Annotated in this window: 16 protein-coding genes; 1 reads left to right on the top strand and 15 read right to left on the bottom strand. The window is 65.6% G+C overall.

Annotation, left to right across the window (positions count from 1 at the left end; genetic code table 11):
* Nucleotides 1-58: 58 nt before the first annotated feature.
* The 12 genes from AC5Y7E_RS13520 to AC5Y7E_RS13575 form a co-directional block, all read right to left on the bottom strand.
* A complete protein-coding gene (locus AC5Y7E_RS13520; protein WP_499949406.1) occupies nucleotides 59-274 on the bottom strand; it encodes a hypothetical protein in 216 nt (71 codons plus the stop codon).
* Nucleotides 275-371: 97 nt separating this feature from the next.
* Nucleotides 372-734, bottom strand: coding sequence for a hypothetical protein (locus AC5Y7E_RS13525; RefSeq protein WP_499949407.1), 363 nt, complete (start codon nucleotides 732-734; stop codon nucleotides 372-374).
* Entirely contained in the window at nucleotides 722-2122 is a 1401-nt protein-coding gene (locus AC5Y7E_RS13530; protein ID WP_499949408.1) for a recombinase family protein, read from the bottom strand. The genes AC5Y7E_RS13525 and AC5Y7E_RS13530 overlap by 13 nt, the downstream gene beginning before the upstream one ends.
* Nucleotides 2123-2129: 7 nt before the next feature.
* Nucleotides 2130-3419, bottom strand: a complete 1290-nt coding sequence (locus AC5Y7E_RS13535; RefSeq protein ID WP_499949409.1) for an HNH endonuclease signature motif containing protein — start codon at nucleotides 3417-3419, stop codon at nucleotides 2130-2132.
* Between the two features lie 484 nt (nucleotides 3420-3903).
* Complete coding sequence (locus tag AC5Y7E_RS13540) at nucleotides 3904-5022, bottom strand: M24 family metallopeptidase (protein WP_499949410.1); 1119 nt, start codon at nucleotides 5020-5022, stop codon at nucleotides 3904-3906.
* Entirely contained in the window at nucleotides 5012-6247 is a 1236-nt protein-coding gene (locus tag AC5Y7E_RS13545; protein ID WP_499949411.1) for a M24 family metallopeptidase, read from the bottom strand. The genes AC5Y7E_RS13540 and AC5Y7E_RS13545 overlap by 11 nt, the downstream gene beginning before the upstream one ends.
* Before the next feature lie 109 nt (nucleotides 6248-6356).
* A complete protein-coding gene (locus AC5Y7E_RS13550; RefSeq protein ID WP_499949412.1) occupies nucleotides 6357-7580 on the bottom strand; it encodes a cytochrome P450 in 1224 nt (407 codons plus the stop codon).
* Nucleotides 7577-8299, bottom strand: coding sequence for a TetR/AcrR family transcriptional regulator (locus AC5Y7E_RS13555; RefSeq protein WP_499949413.1), 723 nt, complete (start codon nucleotides 8297-8299; stop codon nucleotides 7577-7579). Before AC5Y7E_RS13555 ends, AC5Y7E_RS13550 begins: the two co-directional genes overlap by 4 nt.
* Nucleotides 8300-8430: 131 nt before the next feature.
* Nucleotides 8431-9060 (bottom strand): hypothetical protein, encoded by a 630-nt coding sequence (locus AC5Y7E_RS13560; RefSeq protein ID WP_499949414.1) that lies wholly within the window; start codon nucleotides 9058-9060, stop codon nucleotides 8431-8433.
* 145 nt (nucleotides 9061-9205) lie between these two features.
* Complete coding sequence (locus AC5Y7E_RS13565) at nucleotides 9206-9697, bottom strand: DUF2231 domain-containing protein (protein ID WP_499921077.1); 492 nt, start codon at nucleotides 9695-9697, stop codon at nucleotides 9206-9208.
* Nucleotides 9698-9727: 30 nt separating this feature from the next.
* Nucleotides 9728-10342 (bottom strand): hypothetical protein, encoded by a 615-nt coding sequence (locus tag AC5Y7E_RS13570; RefSeq protein WP_499949415.1) that lies wholly within the window; start codon nucleotides 10340-10342, stop codon nucleotides 9728-9730.
* A gap of 118 nt (nucleotides 10343-10460) precedes the next feature.
* On the bottom strand, nucleotides 10461-11270 hold the full coding sequence (locus AC5Y7E_RS13575) for a SigB/SigF/SigG family RNA polymerase sigma factor (protein WP_499921080.1): 810 nt from the start codon (nucleotides 11268-11270) through the stop codon (nucleotides 10461-10463).
* A gap of 708 nt (nucleotides 11271-11978) precedes the next feature.
* Between AC5Y7E_RS13575 and AC5Y7E_RS13580 the strand changes: the two genes are divergently transcribed.
* A complete protein-coding gene (locus tag AC5Y7E_RS13580; RefSeq protein ID WP_499949514.1) occupies nucleotides 11979-12830 on the top strand; it encodes an SDR family NAD(P)-dependent oxidoreductase in 852 nt (283 codons plus the stop codon).
* A 31-nt stretch (nucleotides 12831-12861) separates the two neighbouring features.
* Here AC5Y7E_RS13580 and AC5Y7E_RS13585 read toward each other — a convergent pair whose 3' ends face one another.
* The 3 genes from AC5Y7E_RS13585 to AC5Y7E_RS13595 all read right to left on the bottom strand — a co-directional run bounded on the left by AC5Y7E_RS13585 (nucleotide 12862) and on the right by AC5Y7E_RS13595 (nucleotide 14966).
* Nucleotides 12862-13497: a cutinase family protein gene (locus AC5Y7E_RS13585; RefSeq protein WP_499949515.1), complete on the bottom strand. Its 636-nt coding sequence runs from the start codon at nucleotides 13495-13497 to the stop codon at nucleotides 12862-12864.
* 136 nt (nucleotides 13498-13633) lie between these two features.
* Nucleotides 13634-14101, bottom strand: a complete 468-nt coding sequence (locus tag AC5Y7E_RS13590; RefSeq protein ID WP_499949416.1) for a hypothetical protein — start codon at nucleotides 14099-14101, stop codon at nucleotides 13634-13636.
* 193 nt (nucleotides 14102-14294) lie between these two features.
* The gene (locus AC5Y7E_RS13595; RefSeq protein ID WP_499921084.1) at nucleotides 14295-14966 is read right to left on the bottom strand and encodes a TetR/AcrR family transcriptional regulator; all 672 of its coding nucleotides are present in this window, start codon (nucleotides 14964-14966) and stop codon (nucleotides 14295-14297) included.
* Nucleotides 14967-15102: the final 136 nt, after the last annotated feature.

Here is a 15102-nt window from a genome sequence, read left to right on the forward strand (position 1 = left end):
TGTGCATCAGTAGCGTTACGAGAAGGCCGGGCCTGAAGCTCCGGCCTTTCTTGTCGCGTCACGCGGCACCCCCCAGGATGGCGCCGATCCGGGCGAGCTGGTCCGGCGTTGCCGGTGGCGCACTGTCGACCACCCCTTTGATGTGCTCCGCAAGACGTTCATATGCGAGATCACGGCGGGCGCCGACCAGTTCGGGGTCGTCAGGTTTACGGTCGCGGCTGAGCGCGGCGATCCGAGCGCGATGATGCGCGGCAGTTGATGAAATGGCGGCCACTGGTTGGTCCTCCGGGCAGGGTAAAAACACCCTCCGCCTAGAGGATTGCCTCCGGGGAATTCCGCCCGGCCGGATTAGCGCTACATCAGTGTAGCAGCTACCGGGTGCCCCATATCTGGCCGACAAGGTTGCGCGAGCTGATCTCGCTGCACCCATGCGCGTTCAGAGCGTCGAACACACGCGAGAACGGCGGAAACTCCGGACCGTAGCGGCGATCTAATGTGCGCTTCGGGTTATATCCGCAGTCCTTGCATGGCAGCCGAATCGCAGCACCGTGATCAGGATTAGGCATCTCCAGCCATTCGCCGTCCTCGTAGATCGCTGGCACCGTGGGTTGCTTTAGCCAGCCACCAAGCTGGTCGTGCATATACCGGGCGATCACGCGGCGCGGGTGCGGATCATCGTTCGGGCCTTCGCAGTACACAACCATCGTGTGGTAAGTCAAGTTCATCTCTTCCACTCGATATCGACGGTATCCGGGTCGATAAAAACCCCGCGCGGCAACCGGCCTCTTGCCGCTCGACGTAGATGAACGACGCACAGCACGTCGATCACCGACCGCTGACCCATCAGAGACGCCTCACGAAACGCCTGGGCCGGGTCTACTGCACCGGCCAGCACACCAAGCGCCGCGCCACCGCGCCGGGCCGCGAGCTTCTGGTCGACCTCGGCAAGCTCGACCTGCACGCGCTGCTTGGCCGCCTTCCAGCGTTTTGCGTCGATGTCGCCGCGATCGTAGTCGGCGTCGATCATCGCCAGGCGCTTTCGCAACCGCTCTGACTCCGCAACGACCGGGGCCATATCCTCCGCCGGCGGGGCTAGCAGTTGCGCGAAGTCCTTGCGGCCCAAGCGTTCAGCGATAACGTCGATCACGTATCGGTCGACGTGTTTGTGCTCGCGAGTCAGATGCCCGGGGCAGAGGTATTTCCCGCCGTTGCCGGTCTGGATCGGGCCGTCGCATGCGTCGCACACGAACAGGCTCGAGCCCAGGTAACGGCGGTCCGTCCCAAAGCGATTCGACCTGCGTGACGGGTCGGACAGCCGGGCCTGAACGACGTCGAACACTTCGGGCGTGACGATCGGCTTCCACTTGCCGCGGATCCGGTTCCCGTCGGCGTCGGTTGCGATCTCGCTGCGGTAGACGGCCCATCCCGCATACCGGGGATTCGTCAGCATGTCGCGGACAGTGCGAACGTTCCATGGTCGGCCGCGTCGGGTGGGTACACCGTCCTCGGTCAAGTTGGCTGTGATGGAGCGCAGCGACCCGCCGGCGTCGAACGCCTTGAAGATGCGGGCCACGATCGCGGCTTCGTCTGCTACGACGTCGCCGGTGGTCGTGTAGCCATATGGTGCAGGGCCATGCGGCACGCCGCCATTGTGGGCGTGGCGGCGCAGTGCGGCGGTGTGACGTTCGGACTTGATCCCGATTTCCATCTCGGCGACGGACCCCAGGACGTCGATGACCATGCGGCCGCTTGCTGTCGTGGGGTCCATGTCGGACCCCTCCACCAGGGCGATGATGACGCCCTGATTCCGGCACGCCTCGACCAGCTCGAGCCGCTCCCGCGGGTTGCGGGCAATGCGGTCCATGTGGCGGGCCACCACGGCGTCGACTTCGCCGCCCTTGACCGCTTCGAGCATCGCGTAGAACTGCGGCCGGTGCTTCTTGCCGGTCCCGGTGATCGAGTTGTCCACGTAGACACCGGCCAACGTCCACCCGCGGCGTTCGATCAGCTCGCGGGCGGATTCCTCTTGACCGCTGACGCTGGTCGCCTCTCCGGTCTGGTCGAGGCTGACCCGCGCGTAGATCGCGGCGCGTCGGGGGCGGTGTCTTGACGTATTGGCCATACCCTAACTATAGCGTTTGTTGACAGTGGAGCCAGTCGGTGTCACCCCTGGCGTTCTTGCGAGTGGTCCAGCCGCCGGGTCGCAGGAGGCGGTGCTGGGGTCCGCAGGCGAAGGTGAGGTCGTTGATGTCGGTGGTGTGGCAGGTGGCGTAGTCGGTGACGTGGTGAACCTCGCAGTAGTAGCCCGGCACGGTGCACCCGGGCGCCGAGCAGCCGCGGTCCTTGGCGTACAACACAATTCGCTGACCCGGTGAGGCCAGGCGTTTGGTGTGGTACAGCGCCAGGGCCTTGCCTTTGTCGAAGATCGCCAAGTAGTGGTGCGCGTGGCGGGCCAGGCGGATCACGTCGCTCATCGGCAGGATGGTGCCGCCGCCGGTCAATCCATGCCCGGCGGCGGACTCAAGCTCGGACAGCGTCGTGGAAACGACGATGGAGGCCGGTAAGCCGTTGTGCTGCCCTAGTTCTCCGGAGGCCAACATGGCACGCAGGGCGGCCAGCAGTCCGTCGTGGTTGCGCTGGGCCGCCGATCGCGGGTCGCGCTCGATGGCTTCTTGGGTGGGCGCGCCGTCGACGCACGGGCTGTTGTCCAGAGGATTGCACATGCCGGGTGCGGCGAGTTTGGCCAAGGCGGCTTCGAACGTGGCGCGTGCCTCGGGGGTGAGCCAGCCACGCAGCTGCGACATGCCGTCGGCTTGCTGGTTGCCCAGCGTCAGGCCGCGCTGCCGAGCCCGGTCCTCGTCGGTGAAGGTGCCATCGGGGTTGAGGCAATCGGCCAGCGTATCGGCCAGCTTGCCGAGTTGCTCCGGCCGATACCGGGTTCCCTCGGTGGCGAGTTTGGCCTCGGCCTGGTCGCGGGTGGCCGCATCGATCCAGCCGGGCAGCTGGTGATAGAACTTTCGAATCACCGAGACTTGGCCGGTCCCGAGTTTGCCGTCGCGTTGGGCCGCCGCGGTGGCGGCCAGGGCGGGTGGGATCGGTTCACCGGTCAGGCCGTGGCGCGGGCCCAGATCCCGGGCCTCCTTGATGCGTCGGGATGCTTCGGCGCGGCTGATCAGCGTCATATCCGCGATCGCATGTGACAGCGTGCCGCCGAGCTCCTCGGACGGCGCTTGGCGGGCAAGGGAATTGATCAGTGGATGCTCGATGGCCGGCAAACGGCGACGCACCATCTCGCAACGCTCCAACGCCGCCAATTGCTCGCGGGTGGCCAACGCATCGCAGTCAGACCCAATCACCTGGCTGAGAGCAGCGTCGATGACATCAAACGCTGCCGCAAAGGCCTCCGGATCTATGCTCACACCCCGAAGCTATCGGAGACCACCGACAAAAATCGCTGCCCTGATATCGCTGAAACTAAAGGGGCACGAGTGATTTCACCGGTACCGGCCCTTAGGGTGTGGGGGTAGGCAAGACGCACGACGGGCCAGCGGCCGGGACATCGACGCCACTTTCGGTGATACGCAATGGCCGGGGTAAGTGCCAAATTTCATCCAAATATCGGCGCTGTTTAGCTAGTGGTGGTGGCCGAAAGCCCTTGGTAGCTCCTATTGCTACGGCCCACGACGGCGCGTCGAGAACCGGTGTCGGCACCCTGTTTACCGCACGTGCTCAAACCTTCAAAGTAACCGCGCACTGAAAAGAACCGGCAAGTAAGCCGCAATAGATGCACACTGGCGCAGGGTATTTCAGTGCTCGGTCATCTGGATCCAGGTGATAGGACAATGCCGGCAATTTGGCACCCCGGCGGGTTGCCGTGCGGCCCTGATGCAGGCGGGGAGTCGGCTATCCCCACGACGGGCTGAGGGTAAGCACCTCGACACCGCTCTCGGTGATGTGCACGGTGTCTCGACGGAATACGGCGCCGACGCCCTGCTGCCACACATACCCGGTGATCGCCAACACCATCCCGGCCTCGATCCGGTCGTGTTCGCCCGCAGCCAAGAGTGTTTCGGACACCACGGGCGGATCGAACCCCAGGCCCAGCCCGTGCGCGACCGGCATCGGCGGGATCGGTTCACCGGCCGCGTCGTATGCGGCAAGCAGATCGCGGGTGTCCGCGCCCGCCCGGCAGGCGGCAAGCATCTTGTCGTACAACCCATCCGAGCGCTCGAACAGCGTGCGGACCTCAGCGGTGTCTGTATCGCCGACCGGCCAGGTGCGGCCGACTTCGGCGACATAACCATTCGCCAGCGCACCGGCGGCAAAGGCGACGAGGTCGCCCGACCCGACCTCGTGCGCAGCAGCGCGCCGCCACGGCTGTTCTCGCGACGTCACCCAGGCGGCGTCCTGGGTTGCCGGCGTGCTCACTCCGCCCGCGGCCATCGCCTCCATCATCACCCCGGCGAGTGTCCGCTCCGAAACTCCCGGCGCCAATTCGGCTAGGGCGGTGGCCATCCCGTGTTTGGCGACACGCACGGCCTGATCCATCGCCGCGATTTCATCGGGGGTCTTGACGCGCCGCGCCGCACGCATCGCGGGCTCGGCATCGACGAGCTCGGCATTGGGAAATGCCTCGGGCAGCAGTGCCGCGAAAGTCGGTGTGATCGCGTCGGTTCCGACCCGCCGCGCAGCCTCGGCGCCGTCGATCTTCTTCAGGACGTCGATGAGCGTCATCGGGTTCCAGGCCAGGCCGTACAGGTGATCGTGGCCGATCTCCTCCGGAACGCCCTCGTCGTCGGTGCTGTTGAGGTAGATGTCTTTGGTGGCGCGCACCAGTACACACATCGGCCCGAAGGGTCGGGTGCCGGCTATCCACAGCTGCGGGGCGCCGGTGACGTAACGGATGTTGGCCTGCCGGCCGAGCACCAGGATGTCCAGACCGTGCCGCTCCATCTGGGCCAGCGCCCGTTCGCGCCGACCGGACCGCAACGCGAGCGTATCGGGCAGGGCTTCAGTCGCCATAGGGGGAATAGGGGTAGTCGGTGATCGGCGCATAGCCGTCCTCGGTGATCACGACGATCTCCTCACTGCGATAGCCTCCGGTGCCGTCCGCCCACACCACGGGTTCGAGCACCAAAACCATGCCGGGAGAAAAGACGAAGTTGTCGTCGAACTCCTCGCCGAGATCCGTTCCGATCATCGGAGCTTCGGCGGGGTAGGTGCCGATGCCGTGGCCCAGATAGAAGTGCGGCAGCCACGGTTTGCGGCCGCCATTGGCCGCGATCGCGGCGCGCGCCAAGTCGCCCGACGTCACGCCGGCTTTGGTGACCGCGAGCACGGCGTCCAAAATTGCGCGCCACTGCCGGAATTGGTCTTGCTGTCTCGGCGTGGGCGATTCGCCGACGATCCAGGTGCGTCCGAAGTCCGAGCAGTACCCGTGATACGCGATGCTGATATCGGTCCACAACACATCGCCGGCGGCCAGTTCCCGATCGGTCGGGAGCAGCGGCAGCGCGAGGTCACCGTGCGTCGTCCACACCCCGGCCTCCCGCGAAGTCGGCATCACCTGCCAGATGGCCTCCAGCATGTTGGTCGTGGCGCCGAGTTCGAACGCGCGCCGGACGAAGCTGGCCGAAAGATCGATCTGTCGCACACCGGGCCGTAGCGCCTGCTGCACGTCGACGATCGCCTGTTCGGTGATGCGGGCCGCCCTGCGCAGACAGGACAACTCGTCGCGGGTCTTCACCAATTGGGCGGCGCCGAGCACGATCGCCGCATCCGTCGGCGGGCCGCCGGGGAACAGCGTGTCCGCCGCCCGCCGCATCGCACCGGTGAGTTCGTCGACGGCGATGTGTGCCCCCGGCCGGACCAGACCGGCCAGATACCGCGCGAAATCCCGCACGCCATAGTCGGATTCGAGATAGGCCGGGCCATGCAGATGATCGTCGGGCACGGGATATTCCAGGGACGCCCCGCTGCGGAACGGCATGAACAGGTGCGGATGCACGTCCTCGGCGAGCACCACGGCGACCGGGCGCTCCACGTGCGAGAGGCCCGCGTCCAGGAGCGGCCAGCTGGCACCCGTCGCGTATCCGACGTATCCGTTCATCAGCAAGATCAACGCGTCGACACCGTGTTCGGCCATCGCGGACCGCAGCCGCACTCCGGTCTCGGTGCGCATGCGGGGCCAGTCCGGCTCATCGGGGATGTCGATCGCCGAGGCGTGGGCGGTAAGTGAGTCCGTCATGCGGGGATCCCCAGGAACTCCTTGATATGGCCGCCGAGACCGCTGTTGGCCCCGGTCACTACGGCCAATCTGCCACGCGAATCTGGAACTGCCAACAGCAGTTCGGACTTCACCACGTGACGGGCAGCTCGTAGAGGCCGTAGGCCAGCGCGTCGTGCTTGAACGGAAGGTCATTCAGCGGCACGGCAAGCCGCAACGTCGGAACGCGGTGCAGCAGCGTGGGCAAGACGATCTGCAATTCCATGCGGGCCAGTTGCTGACCCACACATTGGTGACGGCCGTAGCCGAAGCCGACGTGCGGACCGTCTTCTCGGAGCAGGTCCAGCCGGTCCGGGTTGGGGAACTGACGCTCATCCCAGTTGGCCGGTGCGACGTCCAAGATGATCCCGTCGCCGGCATGGATCGTCTCGCCACCAATCTCGATGTCTTCGATGGCGATTCGGCGCTGGCCGGTCTGGATGATGCTGAGGAAGCGCATCAGCTCTTCGACCGCGGTGGCGACGACCTTGGGATCATCGGTGTCACGCAGTAGGGCGCGTTGATCGGGATGTTCGAGCAACGCCGCGATGCTCAGGCTGATCATGTTCGCGGTGGTCTCATGGCCCGCGATCAGGACGCCGGTGGCGAGTTGTGCCGCCTCGCGCACGCTGATCTCTTCGGCGTTGACCCGCTCAGCGAGGTCGGAAACCAAATCCTCTGAGGGATTTTGCATCTTCGCCCGAACCAGGTTGGCCAGATACTTCGCCAACGAGGCGGCGCCCTGGGCGGTGTCCTGCTCGGTCGCGTAGCGGCCCATGCCTCGCTGGGCCTGTGCCTGAAAGAATTCCGCATCCTCATAGGGCACCCCCAGCAGTTCGCTGATCACCAGCGAGGGAACCGGCAACGACAGGGTGCCGACGACGTCGCCCGGCTTCGGGCCCGCCAGCAGCGCATCGATGTGGTCGTCGGTGATCTTCTGCACCGCGGGCCGTAACGCTTCAACTCGCTTGAACGTGAACGGTTTAGACAGCATCCGGCGAAACCGGGTGTGCTCTTCGGCGTCGGAGGTGAACACCGAGCGCGGCCGCTTGTGCACCGTGGCCAGCATGCCTTCATTCCAGTGCGGATAGCCGGGCAACCGGTCGTCGACGCTGGTGCGGGAATCGGTGAACAGCGCGCGGATCGCCTCGTAGCCGTGGATGAGCCATGGGGTGCTGTCGTCCCAGATCCTGACCCTGCTCAACTGCTTGTCGGCGTTGAGTCCCAATACCTTCGGGGGAGGGGCGAACGGGCAGCCGGGCGCCCGTGCCATCGGAAACTCCGGGATATCGGTCGCGGTGGATCCCTCGGTCATCGTGCTCCTCGGTTGTTGTCCTGCGCGGTTGCCCGTTCTGCTTGGCCGCCGGCCGCACCGACGTGCACCGGTGCGCGCCACAGGCCGACGATCGCGTCGATCAGTCCTTCGCCGGCCACCGGCCACGCCGAACGGGACCGCGGCCCATGCTCTGCCACTGCGCCTTCGTGTTCCGCGCAGGTGTGCATGAGCAGGTTGCGCACCATCACCATCCGTTCGGCGCGCACTCGCTTGGGCAGCTCCGGTAGACAGCGGTCGATGCCGTCGAGCGTTTTCACCAGCAACGGTGACGACAGTGCGTCTTTGGTGACCACATGTCGGTAGGTCGGATCGGCCATGGCCTGCGCGGCGAAGCGCGCGTACCACGTCGGCGATCCCAGCGCGGACAGATGATCGGTCAACGGACGCACCAAGGCGCCGACCCAGTCGCGCAACTCGGTCGAATCGCCGATGGCGGACAACATCTGGGCACGCAAGTCCTCAATCGGCTCGCGATGTTTGCTTTCGATCGCGCGGAGCAGATCGATCCTGGTGCCGAAGTGGTAGCACGCCGCGGCGTTGTTGCCCTGTCCGGCCGCTTCGCTGATCTGCCGGTTCGACACGGCGTACATGCCGCGTTCGGCGAAAAGCACTTCGGCGGCCGACAAGATGGCCTCGCGGGTGCCCGTCGACCGGTCGGGGCGAGCAACGCGCTCGGCAGTCATCGCCTCAGTGAACACCTAGCGCCGCGTTAAATCAAGCAATTTATTTATTGCGCGGCGCCCAGGCTAACGCGGCCGGCCAAACGACGGTTCGTCGACGGCGATTCATCGTCTCGGCGAATCTGAAAGCGGCGCAACGGGTCACCGTTTTAGCCGCCGAGTCCTTTCTTGACCGCGGCGTCCTGCTTTTGGCCGACGTCGGTGACGAAGTCGGGCGGCACGAGAGCGTTGGGCGGGCCGTCGAATTCCAATTCGACAAAGGCCTTTCCTTCGGTGAACAGCAGCAGGGTGACTCCCTTGGCCCCGTCCGGCGAGGGGCCTGAGATCGTGGTGCCCCCTGTGCCGATCTCGATCGGCTGGGGTGCCCCGTGGACGTAGCCGTCACGCGTCGACTTCGCGGATTCCAACGCGCTCTGCGCGGCGGCAGGGTCGGACAGGACCTGAATGCTGTCGATGATCACGTGCGTGCGGTCGTTGTTGCTGAAAGTCGCGGTTGCCCCCGGTTGCCCGTTGGGGTTGTTGATCGGTGCAGTGGCCGTGAAGATTTCCGGGGCGTTGATATCGCTGGCCGCGATCAGAAGCCGGGTGTAGTCGGACGCCTGGGCGCCCGCGGACGCCGACGTCGTGGTGACGCCCGCCGAACTCGAGGTTGTCGATGACGCACCCGACGACGAGGTGGCCGGCGATGATTTCGAACCGCTGTTACAGCCGACCACCGTCGCGCCCGCCAACGCCAGCGTCAGCGGCAATCCGAAGGCAAGCCCGGAGAATTTGCTCATGAACGTTTCCTTCCGCCCCCGGCTTCGACACCGCAAACGGTAATGCACCGCCAGCGCCCATGTCGCAGAATATGGTTAGCGCGCGACAGTTATCCTTCGTAACCTGCCCGGCATGGGTCGAAGGATGTTGCCGCGACCGGCGTCGTCAGCCCGGGTAGGTCTTCGTCAGGTGCGCGATCGCGGTGCCCCAGACCGATCGCGCACCGGCGTCGCCCACGCGGTAGATCTGGACCATCGATGAGATCGCCACCGCCAGAACGAGTATCGCGACGAGTGTCCGCGTCGCGGCGCTGCTCCTGCCGGATCGGCGTTCGATCATCCGCACGACGACCAGCACGATGGCGAGCGCCAGCAATGCGGCCGAGAAATAGGACATCAGGCTGCCCCGCTCGGCGTGCTCCCGCAGGATCGGGCTGGGATTTTTCTTCTGGTCGTAGAGCCATCCGCCGGCGTTGATGGTGATCGGCGTCAACACCATGGTGACCGCGGCGAGGAGCAGCGTGAGCCACATCAGCTGACCGCGCCGCGCCGCCGACCATAATCCGCAGACGATTTCCAGCAGGGCGGTCAACGGCACCAGCACCAGCACGAAATGCAGCAGCAGGGCGTGAGCCGGCATGCCATTGATGACGTTCATCAGCGTCCCCCGATGGTGGTCGCGCAGGACCTAGCCGCCGAGCCCCTTCTTGATGGCCGCATCTTGCTTTTGGGCGACGTCGTTGACGAAGTCCGGCGGGGCCAGCGTGTCCGTTGGGCCGTCGAATTCCAGCGTGGCGAGCGCCCTGCCCTCGGTGAAAAGCAGGATTACCACGCCCTTGCTGCGATCCGGGGTGTTGCCCATCAACATTGTTCCGCCACTGCCGATGGTCGACGGTTGCGTGGTGGATTCTTTGATCACACCGCCCTGTTGGCCCTTCGCGGTGTTCAACGCGTTTGTGGCCTCATCGGCGTCGTCGTAGACCTGAATCGTCACCTTGATCGCGTGACTACCATCGTCGTCCTTGAAGGTGGTCGCCACGCCCGGCTGGCCGTTGGGATTGTTTGTCGGGGGCGCGGCGGTGAAGGGGACCGGGGCGTTGATGTCACTGGGCTGGATGAGCAACTTGGCGTACTCATTGGGCTGCGCCGGCGCCGATGATGCCGGCGCGGAGCCGGTGGCCGAGGGCGACGAGGTCGCCGAACCCGACTTTGACGGCTGCGCCTTGTTGCTGTCGCAGCCGGCCACCGACACCGCCAGTGTCGCCGCCGCGACACCCGCGATCACCGTTCGTGACATCCTCATCGCGTGGAGCTCCCTTCCCGGTACTGCTGGGCCACAAAGTTCGGGTTGCCCTTTTTCAGTCGCACAGTACAGGGCTGCGCGGCAGGGTATGCCGCGCAGCGCCTAGGGAAATTACCGCCTACTCGAGTTGATCGCGCAGGGAGCTCAGCGTGTTTGCCAAGATCCGGGATACCTGCATTTGCGACACGCCGATCCGCTCTGCGATCTGGCTCTGCGTCATCGATTCGAAGAACCGCATGCGCAACACCTCGCGTTCACGCTGCGGGAGGGTCGCAACCAGCACCCGTAAGGCTTCCCGGTTGGTGATGTGTTCGATCTGTGGGTCGATATCGCCGACGGAGTCGGCCACCGAACGAGGCGTTCCCGAGCTGTCCGCGCCGAGCGGCGCATCGAGGGAGTCGAGCCGATAGGCGTCGCCCGCGACGAGGCATTCGACGATCTCCTCCCGCGGCACCTCGAGCAACTGGGACAGCTCGCCGGCGGTGGGCGCGCGCCCGAGCTGCTGGGACAGATCCGCGGTCGCCCTGCTGATCTGAACGTGCAGCTCGCGCAGCCGCCGTGGGACGCGCATCCCCCAGCTGTAGTCGCGGAAGTAGCGCCTGACCTCGCCCATCATCGTGGGCACGGCGAACCCGATGAAGCTGGGACCTTTCGCGGGGTCGAACCGGTTGACGGCATTCATCAAGCCCAGCCGCGCAACCTGGATCAGGTCCTCTAGGCCTTCGCCCCGACGGGCGAAGTGACTGGCGACATGGTCCGCCAGCGGCAGGCAGCGGGACACGATGCGTTCACGCTGGTGGGCGTACTCGTGCGATTCGGCCGGCAGCTGCTGCAGCGCCACGAACATTGCGACGACATCGTCGTACGAATCGTCGGTTTTGGTTGTGGGTGGCGGGGCCGGACGTGTTGCAGAAATTACGTTGGTCATCGGCCGACGCACTCCATGATCATTCGATGAATCGGATAAACCAGTGCGCGAGAACAAGTTTCCATGCTGACTCTCCTAGAGTCGTGTGCATCGGGACGTTGCAGCTATGCGCAATTCTCGCCCCCACTGCATCTCGATCCGCCGGACTGTCGAATCGCCAGCGCACGTAGGAGCGGGGAGCTGACTGGGGCTGATTCGCCGGAGCCATACCGAGCTCAGTAAGCCGTGCGGCTGACTGGACCGCTTTTAGCTAAACGGCGACACGTCCATAACGGACTTCATTGGAGACTATACGCCGCTGCGCCCTGCCCGGCGAGGCTTGGCGCAACAAATTCTTCTAAATTGTGAACAGTTTCCGCGGTGTACGAGCGGGGTCGCTGCAAGCCGCCGGTCCGCAGCTATGGACTCCGTCAACAGTCCGGACCGTCCTCTAGCTGGCGCGTTGTGCGCCGTACCGTGGCCGACGACGAAGTGGCCGGAGCTCTGGCAAACACTTATCGCCGGTTTGACGAATGGGAGCTGCGGTGGTTGATTCTCATTTCCGATCCTGCTGGGTACTGTTCGGTTGACGTTCGTGACCTCGATCGGCGAGCTCGGCTACCGCCGATGGCGAGACCGATTCGCGCGCAACGTATTACGCGGTCTTCACCGCGTCCGCTATGGGAGCGGGCGGTGAGCGGCACCGAGGTCCCGCTGGCCGGGCGCGGCATCGTGGTATCGGGCGGCAGCCGCGGCATCGGACGAGCAGTCGCTGAGCTGCTGGGCAGCCTGGGCGCCGGTGTGGTCGTCAACGGGCGTGACGAGCAGGCCGTGCAGGAGGCGGTCGCAGCGATCACGGCCCAGGGCGGGCGGGCCACCGGGGTGGTCGGAGCCGCAGACGAAGAGCGCGTCGCCCACTCGCTCGTCGACGCATGCATCAGCACATTCGGGCGGCTGGACACTCTGATCAATTGCGCCGGCATCGCCGAACCGCCGGGTTCGTCCATCATGACGATCTCCCCGGCAGAGTTCGAGCGCCTGATCAGCGGCCACCTGGGCACCGCCTTTCACACCTGTCGGGTGGCCGCTCCGGTGCTGGCCGCCCAGGGGCACGGCGCCATCATCAACACCAGTTCGGTGGCTTTTCTGGGTGACTACGGCGGGACCGGCTATCCGGCGGGAAAGGGCGCCGTCAACGGGCTGACGATGGCGATCGCCGCCGGACTGAGGCAGCACGGCGTGCGGGCCAATGTGGTGTGTCCCGGCGCCAGGACACGGCTTTCCACCGGTGCGCAATACGAACGACACATCGAAGACCTGCACGGCCGGGGGCTGCTCGACGAGGTGACCATGCGGGCGTCACTCGACAGCGCTCCGCCAGAGTTCGTCGCGCCCGTCTACGCTTACCTCGCGAGCGATTTGTCACGCGAGGTCACCGGCCGAATCTTTGTTGCAGCAGGCGGTTTCGTGGGTAGCTTCGATCGCCAAACGCCACGGCTGCTCGGCTACCGCGACCATCACCAGACCGGGCCATGGTCGGTGCGCGACGTCCACCACATGATCGGAGAGACCGGCCAGTGACGAGGCTGGCGTGCGATGCTCGCGTCGAGCCTTACGAGAGCCGCTCGGCAGCGAAGTCGGCCGCTTGGTCGACCATGCCCGCCTCGACGTATTGGCGGTGGGCGGCGGGGTTGCCCGCGCCGGAGCAGACCGGGTCGCCGGGAACACACAATTCGAGCGTTTTCGCCGAATACAACGGCCCGATGTCCACCGGGGGCTGATTGATGATGCTCATGAACTGGCCCGATGGCTTGCCGAACAGCGCCACCGCGGCCACGTGGTTGGCCACTTCGGCCGGCATCGGCCGTAGTGACTGCACCAAGTGCACGCCGTCCGGGACGGCGCTCTCGGTGACGAAGCCCATCACCGCGGCGCCCTGCGAGTAGCCGCCCAGCACCATCTTCGTGCGGGGGCAGGTCGCCGCCATCTGCTCGACATGACTGCCGGCGTCGCTGATGCCGTCGGCGGCCGTGGGGAAGTCGGTGGTGGCCGGGTAGTTGACCGGATACACGCCCACGGACTTACCGCCGACGTGTGAGCGCAAGGTGTCGACGAAGTTCTGCCCGATGCGCCCGACACCGGGCGGCTCGGTGGTGCCGCGGGCGAACACCACCTCGACGTCGGGGCATGGTTCTGCCGACACCGTGGCGACCGGACCGATGGGCAGAACCCAAATCGGTGACAGCACAGCACAAGTCAACACGACGAGACGATGCGCCTTCACATCGCGATCGTGCCACAGGACATCTGGGAACGCGCGTTGGGCGGTCGCTCATCGCGGAGAATGTGACGAAAGCCTCCGAGTCAATGATCGCGAGCGGCCACTAGCCCTCGCCGTGACCCTGCCGCTTGGCGCGAAGGGCGGAGCGAGCCGTGTGCAGTACCCCGCGGAACGCATAAGTGGCGGCCAGCCCGCACAGCACGATCAAGACGACGAACATCGGCAGCCAGTTGTCCCTGCTGTGGCTGACGTTCCACCAGACGATCGTGAACAGCACGGCACAGAGCAGCAGAACCGCGTCTCGCCAATTGCCGTGGTAGGAGAAGGCGGCCCTGCGCAGCGCTCGGCTACGGTCCGCGGCATCGATCAGATCATCGATGCGACCTTCGATGGCGCGCCGTAGTTCGGCGCGTCTGTCCACGTCCTCGGGGGGGAGTCGATCGAGCAGGTCCATGTCCTGCCTGATCGCTTCTCGGTAATCCGGGCCCTTGAATTGCCCCGCCGCGACCGCGAGCAGCGCACCACCGAAGATGGGTGCGCTGTTCAGCGCGACCTGTCCCAAACCCACCACGCCGCGCCTCCTTCAGTTGGTGGACAACCTTCAGTTGGTGGACTACGCCGTCCCGTTGAGGCTCGCAGAGCCGGGGGAACGTGAGGCTCGCAGAGCCGGGGGAACGGCTCCGATAGGCGGGGCATGGAGCGCGACCGCGGTGACACAACGGCGTAAATGTATGGTCAGTTTCGTCGGTCCTGCCCTCCCCGGCTCAGGAGGCTTTCGAAGAGCGCCGGCGTGTTCTCGCCGCCTCCGGGGCACCCAGTGCGTCCATGGCGCGGACCATTTGCGGATAGGCGATCGCCGGCCCGATCCAGCGGGTGAGGTAGCGGCGCAGGTCGGCACCGCTGCGAGGAGGCCGGCCCGGGTCGGACAGGAAGGAATGCAGCACCCGCAGCGAGAATTCGTTCAGTTCGTCCAGGCCAGCTTCATCGAAACCGTAATGCTCCCAATCGATGTCGTAGCGATGAAGCATCGAACGGCCGAAGGCCAGCGCTGTATCGGAGACGATCGAAACCTTCTGGGCGCCGCGGTGGCGCTGGTTCAGCACGAATTCGACCTGGTTGTCCGAGGCCAGCTGTTCGACGGCGAAAGCCATTCCCTCGGTGATGGCCACCACGGGGTCTGTGACGCCCTGCAGGTGGGCCGCCATGCGATCGAGGAAGCCGTCGGCCGAGCGCATCGCGGAGGCCACCAGCAACGCCTGCGTTCCAGGAAAGTACCGATAGACGGTCTGGCGGGTCACCCCCAGCGCCCGCGCCACGTCCGCGATCCGCATCGCCGAGCCACGTTCGTCGATGATTCTGTCCGCGGCGTCGAGGATGCGCTCGATCGCCTCCGCATCGGACGACGGCGTATTTCCTGCCCAACCGTGACTGCGCATGATTACCGGGTGGCAAACCCGTAGCCCGTGAACCCCACAGCCGGATCATAACGTCTCCGAGGCGCCATCGTTGCTGGCTAACTACGCTGGCTAACCACCGAGTGGTGCCCGCATCGCGCGGCGAGACAATATGCAC

The organism is Mycobacterium sp. NGS17 (assembly GCF_059813205.1).